The sequence below is a fragment of the Pseudoalteromonas sp. UBA2102 genome (genome assembly GCF_002331165.1).
In the GTDB taxonomy this organism is placed as follows: Bacteria; Pseudomonadota; Gammaproteobacteria; order Enterobacterales; family Alteromonadaceae; genus Pseudoalteromonas; species Pseudoalteromonas atlantica.
Genome location: NZ_DCYU01000098.1, coordinates 3,323 through 24,364, shown reverse-complemented (window position 1 = coordinate 24,364; position 21,042 = coordinate 3,323). Strand labels below are relative to the sequence as shown.

Below are 21,042 nucleotides of genomic sequence, written 5' to 3'. Positions count from 1 at the left end.
CCACTTTGGCTAACATGTACATAAAACTATGCCGTTTGAGCTGTATTAATTTTTGTATAATTAGTTATTCAAACGGTTTTTTGTTTTTATCTATTTTTTAGTATTAAACCATTTAAGTATAAATCGTTATTAATTGCTCAACATTCATACATTAAAAGTGTGCGTATACGCTTTATATCAGGGTGATTACAAATAGAAAACCACAAAGCACTCAATTTAACATAATATATGTGAGTGTATAAAAATCCCTTTATTCGCTAGGTCTACAAACAACGTTATTGCGTTAAATATAAGGCGAGGGTAACTGTATACTCGCGACTTATATTAGTAATACCAAAAGCTTAAGACGATATTATTGTATTTATAAACAATTAGTTAGATACATATTGCTGTAATAATGTACTGTTAATTTTTATCCTCATTTAATTGAGGATAAAACAATGAAGACAATAATAAAGGCATCAATAGTACTTACAGGGTTATGTTTTGCGCACAGCGCAAGTGCAGACAACTGTTTACAAGGTTGCCCAACAGGTTTAGATAATGGCAATACAATTGAGCGAAGTATTTATACTTTAAAAAATAATCGTTATACAAAGTTTGCAGATTGGGTGGCTTACCATGTTACGACTAGCACTATGAGTGGACCATCGAGAAGCAGAAGTTGGAAAGCCGATCCTGACCTATACTCACATTACACGTTAGAGCCTAATGATTATACTGATGCATATGCAACAATAAATACCGATAGAGGCCATCAAGTTCCATTAGCATCTTTTAGTAATACGGCTGATTGGAAACTAACAAACTTACTTTCTAATATTACGCCGCAATCATCCGCATTAAATCAAGGCCCATGGGTTAGGCTTGAATCTGCAGTGCGAAATCACGTAGGAAATGGAAATGATTTATATGTAGTAACAGGTCCATTATACGAATATTATTTTGCAGAGTTACCACAAGCTAACGAAGCACATACTATTCCAAGTGGCTATTTTAAAATTGTTATGCAGCAAACTGGTAGCACAATTAAAGCATCGGCATTTATTATGGAGCAAACAGCAAGTCGCAGTGATAACTTTTGCAATACCGAAGTAAGTATTGATGAAGTTGAATCGCGCTCTGGTATAAATGTAATGCCAAACTTATCGTATAACAGTGCACAAACAATTGAATCATCAGTGTATGGTTTAAGGTCTGAACTAGGTTGTAACTAAGTCATATTATTTTTGCGTAAAGCCTTAGGTTTTAAAAAACTTAAATCTAAGGCTTTATACTAAACCTTATATGAGGCGCGAAAAACCTTGTAGCAGTAAGTTAGCTTTAAATAAAATGATTGAAACGACGATTACAAAATTTGAGCCTGTTTAAAAAGGTAATTAATTTTTATAAAGGGAGTATAGAGGCAGCTATATGGAATTTGTAATAGCTAGGCTTTATAAGATTGAAAGACTACATAAATATTAGCGAAAATATCGGTGTAAATGTAGTGCGTAAGTTGTTGTTAAAAGTTACTGTGCATAATAATTCGAACGGTTAACTGAAAGACCAACTTTAAAAGACTATTACTCAAAACACCATAAATAGGGGTTTATACGTAATTAATAGAAGCATAGTTACTCTGATTATGTATTAATTTACCTTATTTAACATAATATAAATTATAGGTAGTTATCTATATTATAATAAGGAGTGCGCACTACACTCCTACTATGTCCAATACTAGACGGTATCGGACATTAAGGTTGTTTTTACCAAGCTATACCTAGTCTTACTTTGCTGTGTACTTTTAGTTTATTCCTGGTCATTACGCTTTTATTATCCATTACACTTAAAACTTTACTAACTATATTACTTACAAAGAACTTTAAGCATTGGCTACTTTAAAATTTTTACCACAGCAGTTTTTGCTTTGCTATTTTCATCAACGTTCTTTCAGTTCGGCGCTCTTTTATTAAAGCGCTATTTAAAACGTTTTATGAAAAGGCTAAATTTATTAAAACTTTATTGGTATTTTAAATGAGCCTGTTAATTTTCTTTATTTGAAAAATAAAGGCTCATTAAGTCAGTTATTATCCGTAGATTTTAAAAAGCTAGCTAAACAACCTTAGCTAATCCATACTTAAAATACGTTCTGCTGTGTATTCGTTAGTAATTAAACCGCTGATCATATTCGATCTAACTGCACCAAGTATCGCAAGTACTTTATCTTCACCGGCGGCTATAGCGTAAATTTGTTTATTACCTTCAATTTTTAATGGCGTACTGGCAACACGTTGGTTTACAGTGCAGTCAATTAATTGGCCGCGTTTGTCGTAAACCCAGCTGATCATTTCGCCCACAGCCCCTAAACTTTGTAGCTCTTTTAGCTCTTGCTCATCAACAAAGCCATCAATATGCAATGGCGATTTTTCGCCTAGGCTACCTACACCCACAAACGTTACGTCGGCTTGGGTGGCCAATTTTAAGTTACTGGTAATATTATGTTGTGAATGCAATTGCTGTTTTTCTTCAACACTTCTTGGTAATACAGGAAGCGGCATTGGGTAATGCTTTGCATTTATATGCTCGGCCATTCTAACAACTACATCATAAGGTGAAGCCGACCCGTCAAGTGCCATGTTACCAAGCATAGCCACTACTTTGTGTTGGCTACAATCTAGCGTTGGCAGTTCATCAACGCATGCACGTAGTACGCGCCCGGTCCCCATAGCTAAAATTTTCGGTGTTTCTGATTTTAAATGGCGTTGTATTTCAGCAGCACCGGCTTGCGCTAAACCCACTGTAGAGTTTGGATCTGAGCCATCGCTAGGCACTACTTCACAAGAGTCTAAGCCAAAACGGCTTTTAATTTTTTCTGCTAAATCCATACATTTAGCAATAGGATGATCGAGCCTTACTTTAATAAGCCCTTGGCTTACAGATAATGCCACCATACGTTGAGCCGATTGACGAGATACATTGAGCTTCTTGGCAATTTCGTCTTGTGTTTTACCCGCAACATAATAGAGCCACCCTGCTCTAGCTGCATCATCGAGCTTACGTATTTCTGTATTTGATAGCTTTGCCACATAAACCTCTTATTTTGATAAGCCGCTTAGTTTTAGCGATAAATCATTTTATAATATTTGCAAATATATCATTCATTTATAAAATGCCGAAGTGTCACATTAATTTAATAACCAATACTTTGGGTAAATTTGCTATTCCTAAAGTATTGGCCTAAAACGGCGGATTAAACTGTTGGTTTTTTAATCGTTAAACCATTTTTATCAAATCTATGTACCTTGTGCTCAGGCGCACTTAAATAAATTGTATCACCATATTGTAGTGGGCAATCGCCATCTGCTTTTACCGTAACCGTACTGCCATCGTTAATAGTTACATGTAAAAAGCTTTCAGAACCTAAATGCTCGATTACGCCTACAGTACCTTGCCAAGTTCCTGACTCAGTTGAAATTTCAAAGTGCTCAGGACGCACACCTAAACTATGCGTTTGTGCATGGCTATCGTTATCTACTTCAATAAAGTTCATTTTTGGTGAACCAATAAAGCCTGCCACAAATTTATTTACCGGGTGCTGATACAGCTCAAGTGGCGTACCAACTTGCTCAATAATCCCCCCATTAAATACCGCAATTCTGTCTGCCATAGTCATCGCTTCAACTTGGTCATGTGTTACATAAATCATTGTTGTAGCTAAGCTTTTGTGTAGTTCAGAAATCTCTAAGCGCATATTTACACGCAGTGATGCATCTAAATTTGAAAGCGGTTCGTCAAACAAAAAAGCCGACGGTTGCCTAACAATTGCGCGCCCTATTGCTACACGTTGGCGTTGCCCGCCAGATAATTGCCCTGGTTTACGGTCTAGGTAATCAGTTAAATTAAGTATTTTAGCAGCATTTGCTATTTTACTTTCAATTTCAGCAGGGCTTACTTTTGCACGTTTTAGTGGAAACGCAATATTATTGCGTACACTCATGTGCGGGTACAAAGCGTACGACTGAAAGACCATAGCTAAACCACGTTTTGCCGGTGGCGTCTGTGTTGCATCTTGGCCATCAATCTCAATTGTGCCGCTGGTTGTGTCTTCCAATCCGGCAATCATACGTAGTAATGTTGATTTACCACAGCCCGATGGCCCTACAAATACAATAAATTCACCGTCTTTTATCTCTAAATCAAGCGGTTTAATTACGTTAACTTCATCAAAACTTTTAGTTACTTTTTTTAGTGTGATGCTGCCCATGTGTGTTCTCCTACTTTACTGCGCCAAAGCTTAAGCCGCGCACTAATTGTTTTTGACTAAACCAACCAAGAATTAATATTGGCACAATGGCCATGGCAGATGCTGCCGACAACTTGGCGTAAAATAACCCTTCTGGGCTTGAGTAACTGGCAATAAATGCCGTTAGTGGTGCGGCATTCGCAGCGGTTAGAATGAGTGTCCAAAATGCTTCGTTCCATGCCAAAATTACGTTTAACAGTAATGTTGAGGCTATGCCGGGTAATGCGATTGGCAGTAATACATGAAATATTTCCTCGCCAATAGTTGCACCATCCATTCGTGACGCCTCTAAAATTTCACCCGGAATTTCTCTAAAGTAGGTGTATAACATCCATACCATAATCGGTAAGTTTATTAAGGTCATAACAATAACTAAGCCCAGTTTTGTATCTAATAAGGCAAAGTCTCTAAAGAGTAAATAAATAGGAATTAACACCCCTACCGGCGGGAGCATTTTTGTAGAAAGCATCCACATAAGTAGGTTTTTAGTTTTTTTAGTTTGCACAAACGCCATTGACCACGCGGCTGGTACGGCTATTAATAAGCCCAATAAACTTGAGCCGAGTGATATAACCACCGAGTTCCAAAAGTGATCAAAATACGGCGAGCGGGCTAACACATCTTGATAGTTTTCCAGTGTCCAATCAAAAGCAAATAACGCTGGTGTGGCTGATATTGCTTCTGCTTCGGTTTTAAAACTGGTGATTAATGTCCATAAAATTGGGAAAAATATCATCCCACTGATGGTCCATGCTGCCAGGGTATAAATTAGTTTTGATTTTTTATTTGCTGCACTAGCCATGATTAACCCTCTAAGTTTTTACCAATAAGGCGCATTAAAAATATGGCTACAATATTGGCAATAATTACTGCAACTATGCCCCCTGCTGAGCCCCCGCCTACATCAAATTGTAATAACGATTGGGTGTAAATTAAGTAAGTAATATTGGTTGATGCATACCCAGGCCCGCCACTGGTTGTCACTAAAATTTCTGCAAAAATAGACAATAAAAATATAGTTTCAATTAAAATAACAGCGGTAACAGCGCGAGATAAATGCGGCAGCACGATGTAAAAAAACTTACTAAAAGGCCCTGCACCATCTAAATCGGCAGCTTCGAGTTGTTCGCGGTCAAGGGATTGAATTGCCGTGAGTAATATCAACGCTGCAAACGGTAACCACTGCCAAGAAACAATAATAATGATTGAAAACAAAGGCATTTGCGCAAAAAAGTCGATAGGTTCAAACCCGAGCCAAATTGCAAAGTGTGCAAATAATCCGTTTACAGGGTTCATAAACATGTTTTTCCACACCAAAGCCGATACGGTTGGCATAACAAAAAATGGGGCGAGAACCATAATACGAACATAGTTTCGCCCCCATATTGCTTGGTCGAGGAGAACAGCTAAACCGATACCACCACAAATTGTGATAGCTAATACACCCGTTACTAAATAAAGGGTATTAAAAAAGGATTCAACAAATGCGGGATCTGTTAAAAAAAACTCGTAGTTTAAAAAGCCTACAAATTCACGTTCACCAGGAATAAGTAAGTTGTAATCTACAAACGAGAAATAGAGTGTCATGCACAGCGGCACTATCATCCATCCTAGTAATAAAATTACACTAGGAAATAGCATTGTGCGTGCAAGCGTACGAGACTGTGTAGTTGCCATATCAGTGACCTTCAAAAAGTCAGCATTATCCTTAGCAACAACGACAAACGGCTACTAGATAACATGCTAATGCTGACGAAAAATACGAGGTAAGCGTTAAACTTACCCGCCTACTTATTTATTTTGGGTAGCGTGCTTTACGCATTGTGCGCTCAACTAGGCGTTGTGATGTGTTAAGCGCTTGCTCAACAGTCATTTGCCCAGTAAGTGCAGCGGAAAACTGCTGCCCAACAGCAGTGCCAATTCCTTGAAATTCAGGGATAGCAACAAACTGAATGCCAACATAAGGCACGGGTTTAACAGTAGGGTTTTTCGGGTCGGCCGAATTAATAGAATCAAGCGTTATTTGTGCAAACGGTGCTGCATTCATGTATTGCTCGTTTTCATAAAGTGATGCGCGAGTACCCGGCGGTACTTTTGCCCAGCCTTTGTTATCGGCAACTAATTGGCTGTACTCTTTTGATGTAGCCCAGCTAATAAATTTCATTGCAGCATCAGATTTTTTACTACTAGAAGGAATTGCAAGTGTCCATGACCATAGCCAATTACCACGTTTACCTAGGCCATTATCTGGTGCAAGTGCAAAGCCTACTTTATCAGCGACTTCAGAATCTTTTTTATTGGTTACAAATGCGCCAGCAACCGTTGCATCAATCCAGATACCACATTTACCCGTTTGAAATAACGCTAGGTTTTCGTTAAACCCATTCGCTGACGAACCCGCAGGTCCAGACTCTTTCATAACATCTACATAGTACTGGAGTGTGGCTTTCCACTCTGGGGTGTTAAATTGTGGTTTCCAATTTTCATCAAACCAGCGAGCGCCAAACGAATTTGCCATTGAAGTAATTAAAGCAACATTTTCGCCCCAACCCGCTTTACCGCGTAAGCAAAGGCCATAAACACCTTCATCTTTATTGGTCATCGCTTTTGCAGCTTTTTGAATAAAGCTCCACGTAGGCGCGTTTGGCATTTCTAGGCCGGCTTTTTCCATTAGGTCTGTACGGTACATAACCATAGAGCTTTCGCCATAAAATGGGGCCGCGTATAATTTGTTATCTATCGTTAAGCCACTGCGAATAGCCGGTAGTAAGTCATCAACGTCGTAATTTTCACCTAGGTTATCAAGCTCAGTTAGCCAGTTTTGTTTACCCCAAATTGGCACTTCATATGTGCCAATTGTCATTACATCGTATTGGCCGCCTTTTGTGGCAACATCGGTTGTTACACGTTGACGTAAAATATTTTCTTCTAGTGTTACCCATTTTAATGAAATATCTGGGTTTTGTTCTTCAAAATGATTGCTAAGCTCTTTCATGGTGATCATGTCACCATTATTAACAGTGGCAATGGTTATGGTTTCTTTAGCGGCTACGTTAATAGCCATAACTGAACACGCGAGCATTAATAATTTAGTTTTCATCGGGTTAACCCTCATAAATATGTTAAATGACGCTTAAAAAATAACTGTAAAGCGCCTTAGTAAATAAAGCGGTGAGTAATTTCAACGTATTTACAGCGCTGAAATTACCTTTAAACCAAACAGTAAGTTAGTAAGCTATTTAAAATTTAACTGAGATTTCTGAGGTGAAACCGTCAAAACCACGACCAATTTGGCCGCCTGAGTTTGCGCCTTCTTCTTGGTTTACATACTCAACTTTTAAAAGTGTAGAATCTGTAAACCAGTAACCTGCGGCTACTTGTAAGCGCTCAACTGTGTTATCGTTTTGGCTGATTAAATCGGAAGTGTTTTCTGACTCTGCATAGCGTGCGGCTACGTAAAGTTTTTCAGGAATGATATATTGCTGTGCTTCAACGGCGTAATATTCTACTGAGCTTTCGCCTTTAATTACACTGTTAGAATCAAACGTAGTACCGTTTTCGTCTGCCACGCCATCTGTACCAAAGTAGGTAATACCTGCCACTGCGTTACCTGCAGAGTCTGCAAAGGTGTAATCGTCAGACGATTTACCCAACATTAAAATGATGCTGGTTTGATCTGATGGCTGATACGCTAAATTTAATTGAATGATAGACTGATCAAGCCCTGGCATAACACCTACGTGAGTATCACGTTCGCTTGAAGGAGAAGCCGAAAAGTTATAGTTTTCGCCATCACCAAAACGGTAATTTGTTGTTGTGAGTCCATCTAAGCTCGCTACGCCATTTTCAAAACGAAGTTGGTCGCCTTGGTTAGCTTGTAAGTAATTTAAGCCAACTTTAAAGCCACCTTCAAACTCTAATGTACCTTGTAAGCGGTAATTAAAGCCTCTATCTTCTTGAAATGCTTCGCCAAAGCTTGATGTAGTAATGTGACCTGCCACGTTATAAGAACGAAGCACACCACTGTCAAAAGTTTCTGTGTAGCTTAATTGTGCACCGTTTTCTGCGGTTGCGTAGTCGTTAATGCCGTTACCAATTAAGGCATTACCTTGGTTATCAGCGCCGTCTTGAAAACCTTTGAACTGAAATGGAGACGCGCCAATATTACCTAAACGAAGCGTTAAATTTTCGTTTTCGTTTGGTGTCCCGTATAAGCCAAGTAAATCAAATTCAATACCTGCAAAGTCGTTATGGAACGAAAAATCACGGTCGCCGCCGCCAAAATCGTTTGGCTCTTCGGCTATATCAATGTCGGCAGTAATGTATTCATTTATATGAAACTTAAGCATTAAGTTAGCTCTAATACGCCCAAAACCTGATGACTGCTCTTCATCTCCAGGACGAAATGCACCGTCTTTAGCTTGTATAGACTGAAAGTTTTGCATTGCTAGAAAGTTAACGTCAAGGCGGTCAAAGTAATCTGACATTTCTGCTTGTGCAGGCGCCGCCAACGCTGCTGCTACTAAAGTTAGCGCAAATTTAGCTTTCTTATTATTTAACATAATGAACTCTCTATTTAGTGTGTTGTGTATTTTCAGTGTGCAGCTAAAGCAAATGGGCATTTTATTTAAATGTGTTTTTAAACTTCGTAATGGGCATTGGCTCAGCTAATGAGCATAATCACAAATGAATAATGTAACGTCAACATCTTTTATTACAAAACATTTACATGAAATCGTGTTTATAAAAATTTACATTTATAAACAAGGGTTTAATAGTTTTGAATTCCAAAATAAAATTGCCAGTTATGACTAAAGTCTTATTTAAAATGTTCTGTAGAGGGCTATTGAAGAGCGTTATTTAACATTTATTAACCAATTAAATGGTGTGGGCGTTTAATTAATACGGCAGGTTTAGGCGCGTAAAAGCGCTAATTGGTTGTTTTTTGATTTACTTTCTTGAGCTTATACAGTGCTTAGCATAAAATTAAATTACTTTAGATGTATAAAAAATAGAAGTAATTAACATATGGAATTTGTGCGCCCGCTTGAGCCTATACTTATTATTGATGACGTTAAGGAAATACGTGACTACCTAAACCAAATATTAACGGAGCTAGGCTTTGAAGATATTTTAGAAAGCAACGATTACCTTTCTGCAAAACCCCTTCTTGATAAAAAATCACCCAATGTCATATTTTTGGATGTGGACTTACCTGATTCTGAAAGCTCTGATATTCTAGAACATATTAATGATAGCTACCCTCACGCTCACGTTGTTATGTGCTCGGGTCATAACACCCTTGAAAACGTGCAAAACACATGGGAATTAGGCGCTAAAGGCTTTATAGAAAAACCTTTTAACGCTAAAAAAGTTAATTCTGTTATGAAGCGCCTCGAACTAAGCGAATAATATAAGGTCAGTATGCAAAGCACTGTTACGGCAATTATCGACGATTTATCGAGTGTTATTTTTGGAAAAAAACAACAAATAAAACTAGCACTCACCTGCTTATTCAGTGAAGGACATTTACTGATAGAAGATTTACCCGGTATGGGCAAAACTACGCTCTCACATGCACTTGCTGCTGTGCTTGGGCTGTCGTATCAGCGTATACAATTTACAAGCGATCTTTTACCTGCCGATATTTTAGGAACTAATGTATTTAACGCTAATGAGCACACGTTTACATTTCATAAAGGGCCGATTTTTAGCCAAGTTGTATTAGCAGATGAAATAAACCGCGCGGGCCCTAAAACGCAAAGTGCATTGCTTGAGGCGATGGAAGAGCAGCAAGTTACAGTAGATGGTACTAAGTACACATTACCAAATCCTTTTTTTGTAATTGCCACGCAAAACCCGCTTTATCAGTCGGGTACTTACCCACTTCCAGAATCGCAGTTAGATCGATTTTTAATGCGCATAAGTTTGGGTTTTCCTCCTAAAGAGGCTGAAAAACAACTTATTTTAAACATTAAACCGCGAGACTACAGCCAATTACCACAAAGAATAGACGCTAAGCAGCTACAACAAATTCAAACCTTAATTAACCAAATTGTGATAAGTAGCCCTGTAATCGATTACATTATTGAATTAGTAACGCATACTCGTCAAAGCGCTGCATTTGCAGGCTCGCTCTCTCCTCGGGCAAGTATGGCGCTTGCCAAAGCGGCTAAGTCGTGGGCATTTATTGAAGGGCGAGAGTTTGTAACCCCTGACGATGTACAAGCAGTATTTGCAAGTGTGTGCCAACACCGCTTAGGACTGCATAACGAGTCGGGAGAAGCACAAGTAAATGAAATCTTAAAAACCGTTGCTGTGCCAGTTTAACGTGTTATTTAAAAAAAAAGCCCAAAAGGTCAGTATATTAGGCGCATTAAAAAAGCGCATACTTAATAAACTACTTAAAAACAAGCATTCAAAGCAATCCATTACGCTAGCTCATAACAATATTTATGTAGTGCCCTCGCAGCTCGGCTTTTACTTTATTATTGTGGCTATTTTAAATTTTGTTATGGGCATTAATTATCAAAATAACTTAATTTTGGTGATGGCTTATTTAATGTTTGTGGTGATGATTATTGCTGTGCTGCTTGGTTATACAAACGCCAAAGGGCTAAAAGTTGAATATATAAAAAGTTTTGCCAGCTTCTCACCAAATAAAGGCTCGGTTAAGTTTATTTTAAAAGCCCCTACACTTACGCAATCAGTATCGCTTAGCTACTCGAGTGACCCAGAATACGCAAAGCAATTAACGCAAGTTACACCCAAAGACAACTCTTTAATTATTAACCTACCTTACAATACTCGCGGTAAATATACCCTTGAACGATTTAAAATACACAGTAATTACCCGTTTGGGCTGGTAAGCGTGTGGAGTTATATACAACCCAATGACTCTGTTTACGTTTACCCTGCGCCGGAGCATGTATTAAACGACACTTACAACAGTACGTTTGAACACACTACGCAAACAGGCAGTATTAAAGAGCCCGGCAGCGAAGAGTTTGATGAGCTGATTACGCATTTACCAGAAATGGGATTGCAGCGAATTTCATGGAAACATTACGCTAAATCGCAGCAGTTACTCGTAAAAGAATTTATAGATTATAAAAAGTCCGATATTGTTTTTGATTTTAACCTGCTAACGGGTAACACCGAGCAACGCTTGAGTCAGCTTTGCTTTTTAGTGTGTAATGCATGCGAAAACAACACGCCGTTTACACTAATTTTGCCCTCAGCAAGTTACAAAGCAACTAACGACACGCACGATAAATCACAGTGTTTAGCACTTCTGAGCGAATACGGCGGAGCAACTAATGGCTGAGCTATTAAATTACCGGGCAATTAATTTAGCAATGAGCTTTATATACGCCTGCTTATTTGCGTTTTATTTATCGCATATGCCCATACTGTTTATTGGGGTTTTATCGCTTTTATGCCTTTGGAACGTGTACTTAACACTGACTAACAACCCTAAACCTAACGCGTGGCTTGCAAATATTTTGGCTGGATTAGCCTTAATATTAATGATTTACACCATAGGTATAGGCGATACAGTCATATTGTTTGTTGCTATGTTATTGCTCTCTAGTATTTTTAAATTACTGCAGGCTAAAACAAAAAAACATTACCATATTATTGTCACACTCACGTTTTTTTCTATTTCATCGGCGTATTTGTTTAACCAAAGCATAATAACCACCTTAACCATGAGCACCCTATTTTTACTCAATTTTGCTGTATTGAGCTTAATTGAATCTTCTCATAGTTTAAAATTAGCCTCTAAACAAAGTGCTAAGCTGTTATTTATTGCTTTGCCCTTAGCTATATTTTTGTTGTTGTTTTTACCTAAAATGCCCGCTTTTTGGCAGTTACCTGGGCCCAAGCTTGCTAAAACAGGGCTTTCTGAACAGGTAGACCCGTTTGATATTGCAAAGCTGTCTAATTCTGATGAACTTGTTTTTAGAGCGCGTTTTGATAACGACACGCCCGCCTCACCTTATTATTGGCGAGCACTTGTGCACGATACCTTTGATGGTAAAGCGTGGAAAACATCTGATTTATTAAAATATAATAATCAAAGCGCAGATCCCAATAAACAAATTGCAGTACAAAATACCTACACAATTATTGCCGAGCCTGCTAATCAAAAATGGTTATATGGGCTTGATTACTCAACCAGTAACAATAAAGATGTTGAAAGTAATGCGCTGGGGCTACTTCGAAAAAAACAATATCAAGCTAAAAGCTTGCAGTATCAGGTATCAAGTGCAGCACTGAGTACTGAGCAACTTTCAGATTGGCAAACCGCTTATTACACACGCTTAAATAACCAAACAAACCAACAAGCAGCCAAGCTTGCTGCCAAACTTAAACAATCAACCACCTCGCAAAGCGACTTTTATAATGCATTGCTTAGCTACTTTTCTAAACAAGAATTTAGTTACACGTTAACCCCTGAGCCAATGACCGGTGACAGCACTATTGATCAATTTTTATTTGATAAAAAGCGCGGCTTTTGCGGCCATTACGCCAGTGCAGCAGCGTATATTTTTAGAAGCGCCGGTATTCCCGCGCGCTTGGCCAGCGGTTATTTAGGTGGCGAAAAAAACCAAACAAATAATTATTTATCGGTTCGCCAATACGATGCCCACGCTTGGGTTGAAGTGTATATTAATAATCAGTGGCAGATTTTTGATGCCACTGCGGTGGTCGCCCCCGAGCGGTTAAATGGTTCACTTTCGCAAAACGAAGAACTCAATGATGAATTTAAAAATAATCTCGATTTTGGTTTAGTGAGTTTAAGTAACTTTGCAGCCGTTAATTGGTTAAGGCTCAAACTAGAAACCTTTGATTACCAATGGACTAGCTGGGTACTTGGCTTTGACGAAGAAAAGCAAAGCAACTTTTTAAAATCACTTTTTGGTAGTAAACATCTTTGGTTGGTACCTTTAGCGGTTATTTTAGGGCTTGCTTTTAGCTTTGCTGCTTACTTTATTTATTTAAATTGGCCACGCAATAAAAGTAAACGCCCGCCGTTAGTTTCAGAATTTGAGGTAATTAAGCACTGGGCAGATAAAAACGACATAGCGGCGCCTAGTCATTATTCACCTAATCAGCAGTTAATATACTTTGCTGAGCAAAGCCCTAATGCTGCGGAACCTTTAAGCGAATTTAGCTATTTATTTAACCAAGTGCGCTACGCTAAAAAACCTTTTACTAAAGAACGTAAAAATCAGGCTAAAGATCTGATAAAATTAATTAAATCTTCAAAATAGAGAAAACTATGAATGCGGTTGTTATAGGCGTTATTTTAATGCTTGGGCTCTCCTTAGCCCGTGTAAATGTCATTGTAGCTATGATAATTAGTGCACTTGTAGCTGGTTTAACAGCGGGTTTAGGGATAAAAGAAAGTGTTGATGCATTTAATTCTGGCTTGTCGGCCGGCGCTGAAATTGCACTAAGTTACGCAATGTTAGGTGCCTTTGCAGTGGCTATTTCAAAATCGGGATTAACCCGTATCCTCGCCGAAAAGCTATTAAACAAAGTGAATGCACAAGGTGCTGGCAGCGAAACCTTTTTAAGCTATTTTATTTTATTAATTATATTAGGCTGCGCTATTTCATCTCAAAATTTAGTCCCTGTGCACATAGCCTTTATACCTATTTTAATCCCCCCTTTGCTCGTTGTGTTTAATCAACTACGTTTAGACCGCCGCGCCATTGCCTGTATATTAACGTTTGGTTTAGCTACCTCTTACATGGTATTGCCTTATGGATTTGGTGGCATTTACTTATACTCTATTTTGCATAAAAACTTAGTTGATAACGGCCTAGACATAGTTAACACACAAGTGCCTATGGCAATGATTATTCCTGCCTGCGGTATGTTGGTTGGGTTAATTATTGCGGTATTTATAAGTTACGCAAAACGCCGTGACTACCAAGCGCAACCGTTAACAACACAAAGCAAAGCTACCGACATTGAGAAACCAAAAAAAGTAATGATAGTAGGTTTGTTTGCTGTGCTTTCATCCTTGGTTGCACAAAACCTAAGTGGCTCTATGATATTAGGCGGCCTTGTTGGCGTAATGATATTTAGTGTATTTGGTGTTGTTAAGTGGGAAGAAAACGGCGACGTATTTAGTAAAGGCGTCGCCATGATGGCGATGATTGGCTTTATTATGATTTCGGCTCAAGGATTTGCCTCAGTAATGAAAGCAACCGGTGATGTAGCAAGTTTAGTTCACAGTGGCGCTGCATTATTTGATGGCAATAAGCCCCTCGCTGCGGCCTCTATTTTATTGGTGGGATTATTGATAACAATGGGTATTGGTAGTTCGTTTTCTACAGTGCCAATTATAGCTACCTTATTTGTGCCTTTATGTTTAGATTTAGGTTTCTCGGTTATGGCAACTGCGGCTTTAGTGGGTACAGCGGGTGCATTAGGTGATGCGGGCTCTCCAGCCTCTGACTCTACACTTGGGCCAACATCTGGTTTAAATGCCGATGGTCAACATGACCATATACGAGATTCGGTGATCCCCACCTTTATACATTTTAATATTCCATTACTTATATTTGGTTGGATTGCGGCTATGGTGCTTTAACACCTCTGCACTTATAGTTTGTATAATTCATTATTTTTAAGGCATGTATTTCATGCCTTTTTTATACCTCCCTCTTTGCTGATCTAATCTATATATTTTTATAGTTGCTAAGATTGCTTTTACAATCAACTAGTATGATGTGTTCTTTTTATATAATTAAATAAGCACCTAATAAAGGTGCTTATTTAAAGGCCGCTTGCCTTAATATTTACTTATTCAAACCCGTAAATCATTTTATCGCACACAACCGGTGTCGGTCTGTGGTCATCATCTACGGCCACAAAGGTAAAGCTGCCTGAAATAGCCGAGTGCTTATCATCTTTATGCATGGTTTCTAAACAAATATCCACATCCACTTTAAGTGATGTATTGCCCACATGCACAACTTTAGCAATTAGCTCAGCAAAAGTACCCGCTGGAATAGCCTCTTTAAAATCAACTCTATCAGATGAAATAGTCACTAACGGCTTTCGGCAAAAACGAGTGGCGGCAATAAAAGCAACCTCGTCCATCCATGCTAACGCATCGCCACCAAATAATGTGTTGTGATGGTTAGTGCGCCCAGGAAACACCGTTTTAGTAACCGAGGTCGTTGAGTCTTCAATACGCTTTGCAATAATTGCATCGCGGTTAATGTCTGTCATAGTATCTACTTTTTATTAGCAAGCTTATCTTGCATCAATAATGCTGGGTCTAGGCGCTCGCCTTCCCAGTTAAAACGCCAATCAAGGTGTGGGCCTGTTACACGCCCTGTTGCACCTATTTCGGCAACTTTGTCGCCTTGGCTTATTGTATCGCCTACTTTTACATCTAATTTGCTTAAATGAATATATGTAGAGGTAACGCCATGGCCGTGGTCAATAATAAGCGTACCGCCAGAGTAGTATAAATCGGGGTCGGCAAACACCACGGTGCCACTAATCGGAGCATAAACAGGTGAGCCGGTTTTATTGGCAATATCTAAACCGAAATGTGGGCGTCGCGGTTCGCCGTTAAAATAACGTTGGCTACCATAAACACCCGATATACGCCCTTGTGCAGGCTTTAATACCGGCTCTAAAAAGTACTGTAAATCAGAGTTAACTGCGCGCGCTTTACGTATTGCTTGCGCCTCACGGCTAATACGTGCGCTTACTTCTTTAGGGGGCGACACATACTTTTTAGCCACACCGGTAATTTTATCAATTTTATAATCACGTTTAGTGATCATTAAATCTTGCGTGTGTGTTTTACCATTATTATCTACCCACGTAAGGACGTGTTTTGCTTTCGCATCGCGACCAAAGCCAAACACAAAATCGCCAGAGTCTGATAACTTTAATGTTTTACCATCTAGCGATACCGACTTTACATTTTCAAGCTTGCCAGTCACTAAGCCGCCCTGCGTTAGGTGCCCTTTTAGCTCAAGCGCTAATGCACTAAAGCTAGTTGTGGTTACAAGCGCTGTTGCTAAAAGAGTTTTAAGCATAACTAATCGATCCCTTTCCTACGCCTTCATATGCGGTAATTTTTACGTCTTTGTCGGGGTATTCTGCCTTAACTTGCTCAGCAAGGTGTTGAGCAATACATTCTACCGTTGTATCAACAGGTAAAATGTCACAGCGTGACTCGCTAATCGCCATTTCAAAGTAACCTTGTGCAGCGGTATAAGCAAAACACACATCATCGTTTTTAGCGCTTATGTGTTTTAATTCGCTTGCTGTGATTTGGTCTTCACGTGTGGCTAAGTAAATATCTTGCCATTTTTCTGCCCATTGCTTTTGTAAGCGTGGCATAGACATACCATCTAAACTAATACCAATTTGCGAACGATGGCCATGAATAATACGCTGACAGTTGCCATCGTGCTTTTTAAGGCCATGGCTGTAATGATAATAAAAACTTTGGCTGTGCTCTGGTTTAAGCGACAACTCAATTTTTTCAATGTTTCCTGGCAGTTTTGGTAAAATAGTGTCGATTAAAAATTCAGTCACTGATTCAACGCTAATTTCTGGCGCGTCTATCATGCAATAAGCTTGATGCGGAGCACTCATGGCTAAATGGTGGTTATCACCAAATGTGCAATCGAGTGTTTTGTGCGAATCAAATTCTTGTACTGTGCCATTTAAACCTTTAGCAATTGCTAATTTGTGATCTAAACAGTCGTCAATTATGCCTTTAATTTGCTTTTTAACTAAGCCAAAGTCTAACACCATAGACTCTTCATTTAGCTTGCCATGCAACGTTAAGTCAACAATCCAGCTCTCGCCAACGGCGCCGCGTTTGTTACATAAGTAAGAAAAATCAATCACTGTTAGTGAGTTAACAAAAAGGATCATAAACTTCCTTTAAACTGGTTATAAGTCAGGGGTAATTATAATGATTTCTGATTGTAATTGCGCGGTTTTATAGTGCAAAAAGCAATCGCCACTACTGATTGGCGATAAATCACGCAAAAAAGTGTTTTTTTCAACTGCTCCGAGTTGTTTAGCGTACAAGTGTACGCTAAAGTACTTGGCAATTTCTAAGCGAAGATAAGTGTTATGGAACCTAAAAATAGCTATACAAAAGAAGATTTGATCCTATGTGGTCAAGGTGAAATGTTTGGTGAAGGTAACTGCCGTTTACCAAGCGACAACATGTTAATGATGGACCGTATTACTTCAATCACTGCTGATGGCGGCGAGCACGGTAAAGGCCAAATTGTAGCTGAGCTTGATATTGACCCAAGCCTATGGTTTTTCGATTGCCATTTTAAAGGCGACCCAGTTATGCCAGGTTGTTTAGGGCTAGATGCTATGTGGCAACTCGTTGGCTTTTTCTTAGGCTGGTCTGGTGGGCCTGGTTTAGGCCGTGCTTTAGGTGTGGGTGAAGTTAAATTTACCGGTCAAATTTTACCTACCGCTAAAAAAGTAACGTACCGCCTTGATATGAAACGTGTAATTAAGCGTAAATTATTTATGGGTATGGCTGATGGCACAGTTGAAGTAGATGGCCGCGTAATTTACGAAGCAAAAGATTTAAAAGTGGGCTTATTTCAAGACACAAGCGCATTCTAAAGTTAGTAATGTATGCAAAAAGGCCTCCAGTTGGAGGCCTTTTTACGTTAATTCTTATCTGATGAATTAGGTTTTATACATGTTTCGGTTTTCAATTGCTTCACGCCAACCGCCTAACCATTCAGACTTAGGATCGATTTGCTGATAAGGGCATAGCTCTTTTGAGCGTCCGGCTAAACCTGCTTTAAAACCTTGAGAATGAGCTCTTTCTAAACGATCTCTTTTTTGTCTCTTCATCGGTAATATCCTCACCTTTTTTAATTATAAATTTTGTAGCATTAGTGAAATCTACATTTAATGAATAGTTAATAAAAATGTTAAATTCAAATAGCAAAATTAATTAATTTGTTTGACATTAACTAACATGCTGATGCAAAAATAATTTAACATTAATAAAAACACAGTGGTCGTACCACCTCATTTCTTACTGCTTCTTTAATTTACAATACGGCTATCTAACCGCTTAAATGCACTTATGTGCTAAGGCGTGTTCTACTTTGCTGATTTAAATATATCCATTAGAGCGATTAAATAACTATTTAATGAAAGCAGCTAATGGGCAGCATATAGTTGGTATTTATGGTGCATTATCGCCTTATCTAAATGCCAAACACCACTGCAAATTTAACCAGCAAAAATTAACACGACCTATTTATCCGACACAGCTTTTTTGGCTAAGTTCCAAACAAAAATGTAATCATGACGATTTTATTGCAATTTGCCCTTTTGTTTAAAAAACAGCTTTAACGATTTATTTTTAAACAATTGGTATTTATGCTTGATTAATTAAAGTCGATCGGTCTAATATGGATTAACTATAAAAAAGGCTATTAGGGGTTACTTATAATGAACACTGCTCAGGCACCTGCACGGCGCGGAAGACCCCCTAAAATACCTCGCGAAAACGCCGATACCAAAGCGCACCTTATTAGGGTTGGACTAGAAACCTTAACCGAATTTGGTTTTAGCGCAACTGGCCTTGATACCATTTTAAAAAAAGCCGGCGTGCCTAAAGGCTCGTTTTATCATTACTTTAAAAGTAAAGAAGCGTTTGGTATTGCGTTAGTAAATGCCTACGATGACTACTTTATTACTAAGCTCAAAAAATATTTAACCGATAGCAATACCCCGCCCCTGGAGCGCTTAATTCACTTTACGCAAAGTGCCATTATGGGCATGCAAAAATACCAGTACAAACGCGGTTGTTTGGTCGGCAATTTAAATCAAGAGCTCAATCATTTAAGTGATGAATTTAAAATCCGCTTACTACAAAGCTACGTAGCATGGCAGCAGCAAGTGGAGCAGTGTTTAAATGAAGCACAGCAACAAGGCACGCTTGCTAAAACTGTTGATACGCAGCTTATGAGTGAATATTTTTGGATTGGCTGGGAAGGCGCCGTTATGCGCGCTAAACTTACCCAATCAAGTAAACCCCTTACGTTGTATACAGAAATGTTTTTACGCGCATTACTTACCTAATGCGCATTTTATTTAGCCATTAAAAACCGATCGGTCTAAAAGGATATGTTATGAGTAACTCAGTTAAAGCTATAGTAATTACGAAAGACGAAAACTACGCTGCAGCGCTTAGTGAAGTGCAGCAAAGTGACCTACCAGATCAAAACGTGCAACTTGATGTACTTTACAGCACACTCAATTACAAAGATGGGTTAGCCATTACAGGTATAGGCCCTGTTGTGCGCAGTTTTCCTATGGTGCCAGGCATCGATTTAGTGGGCAAAGTAAGTGAAACAAGTACGGATGAATTTACTGTTGGCGATAATGTAATTTTAAATGGCTTTGGTGTGGGCGAAAAACACTGGGGTGGCCTTGCACAAAAGGCATCGCTTAATAGTGATTGGTTAATACCCCTCCCTGCAGCGCTTTCGCCAAAACAAGCAATGCAAATTGGCACCGCAGGCTACACAGCAATGCTGAGTGTTATTGCCCTTGAAAAACAAGGCATCACTCCAAGTGATGGCGAAATATTAGTGACCGGTGCAAACGGCGGTGTTGGCAGCTTTGCCATTTATTTATTAAATCAGCTGGGCTATAACGTAACCGCTGCCACAGGAAGAATGGAGCAAAGCGATTACTTAAAAGAGCTAGGTGCGTCACAAATTATTAGCCGAGATGAGCTTTCAAACCCAGGTAAGCCACTTCAAAAAGAGCGCTTTGCGGGTGCTATAGATTCGGTAGGCAGCCACACACTTGCTAATATTTGTGCATCGCTTAAATACGGTGGCGTGGTTACTGCGTGTGGTTTAGCCCAAGGCATGGATTTACCCGCCTCTGTAGCGCCCTTTATTTTACGTGGTGTATCTTTAATTGGTATAGACAGCGTTATGCGCCCTAAAAAAGACAGAGTAGAAGCATGGGACAGACTAGCAAGCTTAGTTAAAGCCGATTACCTTGATAAAATTTCAACCGAAATTACACTTGAACAAGTAATCGAAAATGCCGAGCAACTTATGGAAGGTAAAATTCGCGGCCGCGTAGTTGTTAATTGCCAAAGTTAAGCAATTTTATCTATTAAAGCCTCGTTATTAAATTTATAATGGCATTTGTATTTTTATTAATGAGGCAACACCTATGAGCAACCAAGATCTTTACAGTAATAACCCACTGCAAGGCGTAAAATTAGAGCAAGTGGTTGAAGAACTGGTTGAGCAATATGGGTGGGAGCTACTACACGCTTATTTGCAATTAAACTGTTTTAAAAACAACCCAGATGTAAAATCGGCGGTTAAGTTTTTACGTAAAACACAATGGGCACAAGAAAAGGTAGATAACTTTTACCTATACCGCCTTAAAAACTTACCTAAACCCGACGATGTGCAATACGAATTACCGCCACGAGATAGAGTCATTCCTGCTGATCATAAACCGGGGGAGCCGTGCGAATTAAGTTTTAGTGATGCAAAGCGAATTATGGAAAAAAAGGCCACTAAACAACGCGCCAGGGCACGAAAACAACGCTCAAATGCAACTAACCCGTGGGGTAACTAAGTTAACCTCAACTCTGGATAATAAATCTATCTCTAGCAGCTATTTTCAGCGCTAACAGCGTTGAATTTACTTGCAATAGGCTAGCTATTGACGCG

General features: G+C 39.0%; 20 protein-coding genes. 10 read left to right on the top strand and 10 right to left on the bottom strand.

The genetic code is table 11. The features are described from left to right. Positions 1–440 precede the first annotated feature (440 nt). A complete protein-coding gene (locus B2R65_RS13750; protein ID WP_286743505.1) occupies positions 441–1,217 on the top strand; it encodes a DNA/RNA non-specific endonuclease in 777 nt (258 codons plus the stop codon). 894 nt (positions 1,218–2,111) lie between these two features. Here B2R65_RS13750 and B2R65_RS13745 read toward each other — a convergent pair. The 6 genes from B2R65_RS13745 to B2R65_RS13720 form a co-directional block, all read right to left on the bottom strand. Further along, positions 2,112–3,071 carry a sugar-binding transcriptional regulator gene (locus tag B2R65_RS13745; RefSeq protein WP_064385369.1) on the bottom strand — a complete coding sequence of 320 codons (960 nt, stop codon included), beginning with the start codon at positions 3,069–3,071 and terminating at the stop codon, positions 2,112–2,114. A 164-nt stretch (positions 3,072–3,235) separates the two neighbouring features. Beyond that, the gene (locus tag B2R65_RS13740) at positions 3,236–4,249 is read right to left on the bottom strand and encodes an ABC transporter ATP-binding protein (RefSeq protein WP_273610837.1); all 1,014 of its coding nucleotides are present in this window, start codon (positions 4,247–4,249) and stop codon (positions 3,236–3,238) included. Between the two features lie 10 nt (positions 4,250–4,259). Further along, positions 4,260–5,090 carry a carbohydrate ABC transporter permease gene (locus B2R65_RS13735; RefSeq protein ID WP_004586533.1) on the bottom strand — a complete coding sequence of 277 codons (831 nt, stop codon included), beginning with the start codon at positions 5,088–5,090 and terminating at the stop codon, positions 4,260–4,262. A gap of 2 nt (positions 5,091–5,092) precedes the next feature. Continuing rightward, complete coding sequence (locus B2R65_RS13730; RefSeq protein ID WP_273610836.1) at positions 5,093–5,965, bottom strand: carbohydrate ABC transporter permease; 873 nt, start codon at positions 5,963–5,965, stop codon at positions 5,093–5,095. Between the two features lie 118 nt (positions 5,966–6,083). Next, positions 6,084–7,388: an ABC transporter substrate-binding protein gene (locus B2R65_RS13725; RefSeq protein ID WP_029772292.1), complete on the bottom strand. Its 1,305-nt coding sequence runs from the start codon at positions 7,386–7,388 to the stop codon at positions 6,084–6,086. Between the two features lie 139 nt (positions 7,389–7,527). Next, a complete protein-coding gene (locus tag B2R65_RS13720) occupies positions 7,528–8,850 on the bottom strand; it encodes a hypothetical protein (RefSeq protein ID WP_029772291.1) in 1,323 nt (440 codons plus the stop codon). Between the two features lie 466 nt (positions 8,851–9,316). On the opposite strand from B2R65_RS13720, the gene B2R65_RS13715 reads away from it, so the two are divergent. The 5 genes from B2R65_RS13715 to B2R65_RS13695 are packed head-to-tail and all read left to right on the top strand — an operon-like array spanning position 9,317 to position 14,900. Further along, positions 9,317–9,700 (top strand): response regulator, encoded by a 384-nt coding sequence (locus B2R65_RS13715; protein WP_029772290.1) that lies wholly within the window; start codon positions 9,317–9,319, stop codon positions 9,698–9,700. 12 nt (positions 9,701–9,712) lie between these two features. Further along, positions 9,713–10,618, top strand: coding sequence for an AAA family ATPase (locus B2R65_RS13710; protein WP_029772289.1), 906 nt, complete (start codon positions 9,713–9,715; stop codon positions 10,616–10,618). Further along, complete coding sequence (locus B2R65_RS13705; RefSeq protein ID WP_029772288.1) at positions 10,602–11,615, top strand: DUF58 domain-containing protein; 1,014 nt, start codon at positions 10,602–10,604, stop codon at positions 11,613–11,615. The genes B2R65_RS13710 and B2R65_RS13705 overlap by 17 nt, the downstream gene beginning before the upstream one ends. Further along, entirely contained in the window at positions 11,608–13,569 is a 1,962-nt protein-coding gene (locus B2R65_RS13700; RefSeq protein ID WP_029772287.1) for a transglutaminase TgpA family protein, read from the top strand. The genes B2R65_RS13705 and B2R65_RS13700 overlap by 8 nt, the downstream gene beginning before the upstream one ends. A gap of 8 nt (positions 13,570–13,577) precedes the next feature. Next, entirely contained in the window at positions 13,578–14,900 is a 1,323-nt protein-coding gene (locus B2R65_RS13695) for a Na+/H+ antiporter family protein (RefSeq protein ID WP_126007035.1), read from the top strand. Between the two features lie 212 nt (positions 14,901–15,112). On the opposite strand, the gene B2R65_RS13690 is transcribed toward B2R65_RS13695, so the two are convergent. Genes B2R65_RS13690 through B2R65_RS13680 form a run of 3 tightly spaced genes read right to left on the bottom strand, consistent with a single transcriptional unit; the run spans position 15,113 to position 17,218 of the window. Then, complete coding sequence (locus B2R65_RS13690) at positions 15,113–15,544, bottom strand: acyl-CoA thioesterase (RefSeq protein ID WP_029772286.1); 432 nt, start codon at positions 15,542–15,544, stop codon at positions 15,113–15,115. A 5-nt stretch (positions 15,545–15,549) separates the two neighbouring features. Beyond that, a complete protein-coding gene (locus B2R65_RS13685; protein WP_029772285.1) occupies positions 15,550–16,368 on the bottom strand; it encodes a M23 family metallopeptidase in 819 nt (272 codons plus the stop codon). Beyond that, positions 16,361–17,218, bottom strand: a complete 858-nt coding sequence (locus B2R65_RS13680; protein WP_029772284.1) for a 6-carboxytetrahydropterin synthase — start codon at positions 17,216–17,218, stop codon at positions 16,361–16,363. The genes B2R65_RS13685 and B2R65_RS13680 overlap by 8 nt, the downstream gene beginning before the upstream one ends. Positions 17,219–17,422: 204 nt before the next feature. Here B2R65_RS13680 and fabA point away from each other — a divergent pair, with 204 nt between their 5' ends. Beyond that, positions 17,423–17,938: a bifunctional 3-hydroxydecanoyl-ACP dehydratase/trans-2-decenoyl-ACP isomerase gene (gene fabA / locus B2R65_RS13675; RefSeq protein ID WP_004586523.1), complete on the top strand. Its 516-nt coding sequence runs from the start codon at positions 17,423–17,425 to the stop codon at positions 17,936–17,938. A gap of 66 nt (positions 17,939–18,004) precedes the next feature. On the opposite strand, the gene rmf is transcribed toward fabA, so the two are convergent. Further along, a complete protein-coding gene (gene rmf / locus B2R65_RS13670) occupies positions 18,005–18,175 on the bottom strand; it encodes a ribosome modulation factor (RefSeq protein WP_004586522.1) in 171 nt (56 codons plus the stop codon). Between the two features lie 609 nt (positions 18,176–18,784). Here rmf and acuR point away from each other — a divergent pair. The 3 genes from acuR to B2R65_RS13655 all read left to right on the top strand — a co-directional run bounded on the left by acuR (position 18,785) and on the right by B2R65_RS13655 (position 20,947). Next, positions 18,785–19,417 carry an acrylate utilization transcriptional regulator AcuR gene (gene acuR / locus B2R65_RS13665; RefSeq protein WP_029772282.1) on the top strand — a complete coding sequence of 211 codons (633 nt, stop codon included), beginning with the start codon at positions 18,785–18,787 and terminating at the stop codon, positions 19,415–19,417. A 50-nt stretch (positions 19,418–19,467) separates the two neighbouring features. Continuing rightward, positions 19,468–20,457 carry an acrylyl-CoA reductase (NADPH) gene (gene acuI, locus B2R65_RS13660; protein WP_286743481.1) on the top strand — a complete coding sequence of 330 codons (990 nt, stop codon included), beginning with the start codon at positions 19,468–19,470 and terminating at the stop codon, positions 20,455–20,457. Positions 20,458–20,530: 73 nt separating this feature from the next. Next, positions 20,531–20,947, top strand: coding sequence for a VF530 family protein (locus tag B2R65_RS13655; RefSeq protein ID WP_004586518.1), 417 nt, complete (start codon positions 20,531–20,533; stop codon positions 20,945–20,947). Positions 20,948–21,042: the final 95 nt, after the last annotated feature.

What these genes read in the sequence shown, in the direction of transcription:
- B2R65_RS13720 (WP_029772291.1), bottom strand. Translation starts at nt 8,850, where the DNA reads ATGTTAAATAATAAGAAAGCTAAATTTGCGCTAACTTTAGTAGCAGCA.
- B2R65_RS13655 (WP_004586518.1), top strand. Translation starts at nt 20,531, where the DNA reads ATGAGCAACCAAGATCTTTACAGTAATAACCCACTGCAAGGCGTAAAA.
- B2R65_RS13685 (WP_029772285.1), bottom strand. Translation starts at nt 16,368, where the DNA reads ATGCTTAAAACTCTTTTAGCAACAGCGCTTGTAACCACAACTAGCTTT.
- B2R65_RS13725 (WP_029772292.1), bottom strand. Translation starts at nt 7,388, where the DNA reads ATGAAAACTAAATTATTAATGCTCGCGTGTTCAGTTATGGCTATTAAC.
- B2R65_RS13710 (WP_029772289.1), top strand. Translation starts at nt 9,713, where the DNA reads ATGCAAAGCACTGTTACGGCAATTATCGACGATTTATCGAGTGTTATT.
- fabA (WP_004586523.1), top strand. Translation starts at nt 17,423, where the DNA reads ATGGAACCTAAAAATAGCTATACAAAAGAAGATTTGATCCTATGTGGT.
- acuI (WP_286743481.1), top strand. Translation starts at nt 19,468, where the DNA reads ATGAGTAACTCAGTTAAAGCTATAGTAATTACGAAAGACGAAAACTAC.
- B2R65_RS13700 (WP_029772287.1), top strand. Translation starts at nt 11,608, where the DNA reads ATGGCTGAGCTATTAAATTACCGGGCAATTAATTTAGCAATGAGCTTT.
- B2R65_RS13750 (WP_286743505.1), top strand. Translation starts at nt 441, where the DNA reads ATGAAGACAATAATAAAGGCATCAATAGTACTTACAGGGTTATGTTTT.
- B2R65_RS13680 (WP_029772284.1), bottom strand. Translation starts at nt 17,218, where the DNA reads ATGATCCTTTTTGTTAACTCACTAACAGTGATTGATTTTTCTTACTTA.
- B2R65_RS13695 (WP_126007035.1), top strand. Translation starts at nt 13,578, where the DNA reads ATGAATGCGGTTGTTATAGGCGTTATTTTAATGCTTGGGCTCTCCTTA.
- B2R65_RS13715 (WP_029772290.1), top strand. Translation starts at nt 9,317, where the DNA reads ATGGAATTTGTGCGCCCGCTTGAGCCTATACTTATTATTGATGACGTT.
- B2R65_RS13690 (WP_029772286.1), bottom strand. Translation starts at nt 15,544, where the DNA reads ATGACAGACATTAACCGCGATGCAATTATTGCAAAGCGTATTGAAGAC.
- acuR (WP_029772282.1), top strand. Translation starts at nt 18,785, where the DNA reads ATGAACACTGCTCAGGCACCTGCACGGCGCGGAAGACCCCCTAAAATA.
- rmf (WP_004586522.1), bottom strand. Translation starts at nt 18,175, where the DNA reads ATGAAGAGACAAAAAAGAGATCGTTTAGAAAGAGCTCATTCTCAAGGT.
- B2R65_RS13730 (WP_273610836.1), bottom strand. Translation starts at nt 5,965, where the DNA reads ATGGCAACTACACAGTCTCGTACGCTTGCACGCACAATGCTATTTCCT.
- B2R65_RS13735 (WP_004586533.1), bottom strand. Translation starts at nt 5,090, where the DNA reads ATGGCTAGTGCAGCAAATAAAAAATCAAAACTAATTTATACCCTGGCA.
- B2R65_RS13740 (WP_273610837.1), bottom strand. Translation starts at nt 4,249, where the DNA reads ATGGGCAGCATCACACTAAAAAAAGTAACTAAAAGTTTTGATGAAGTT.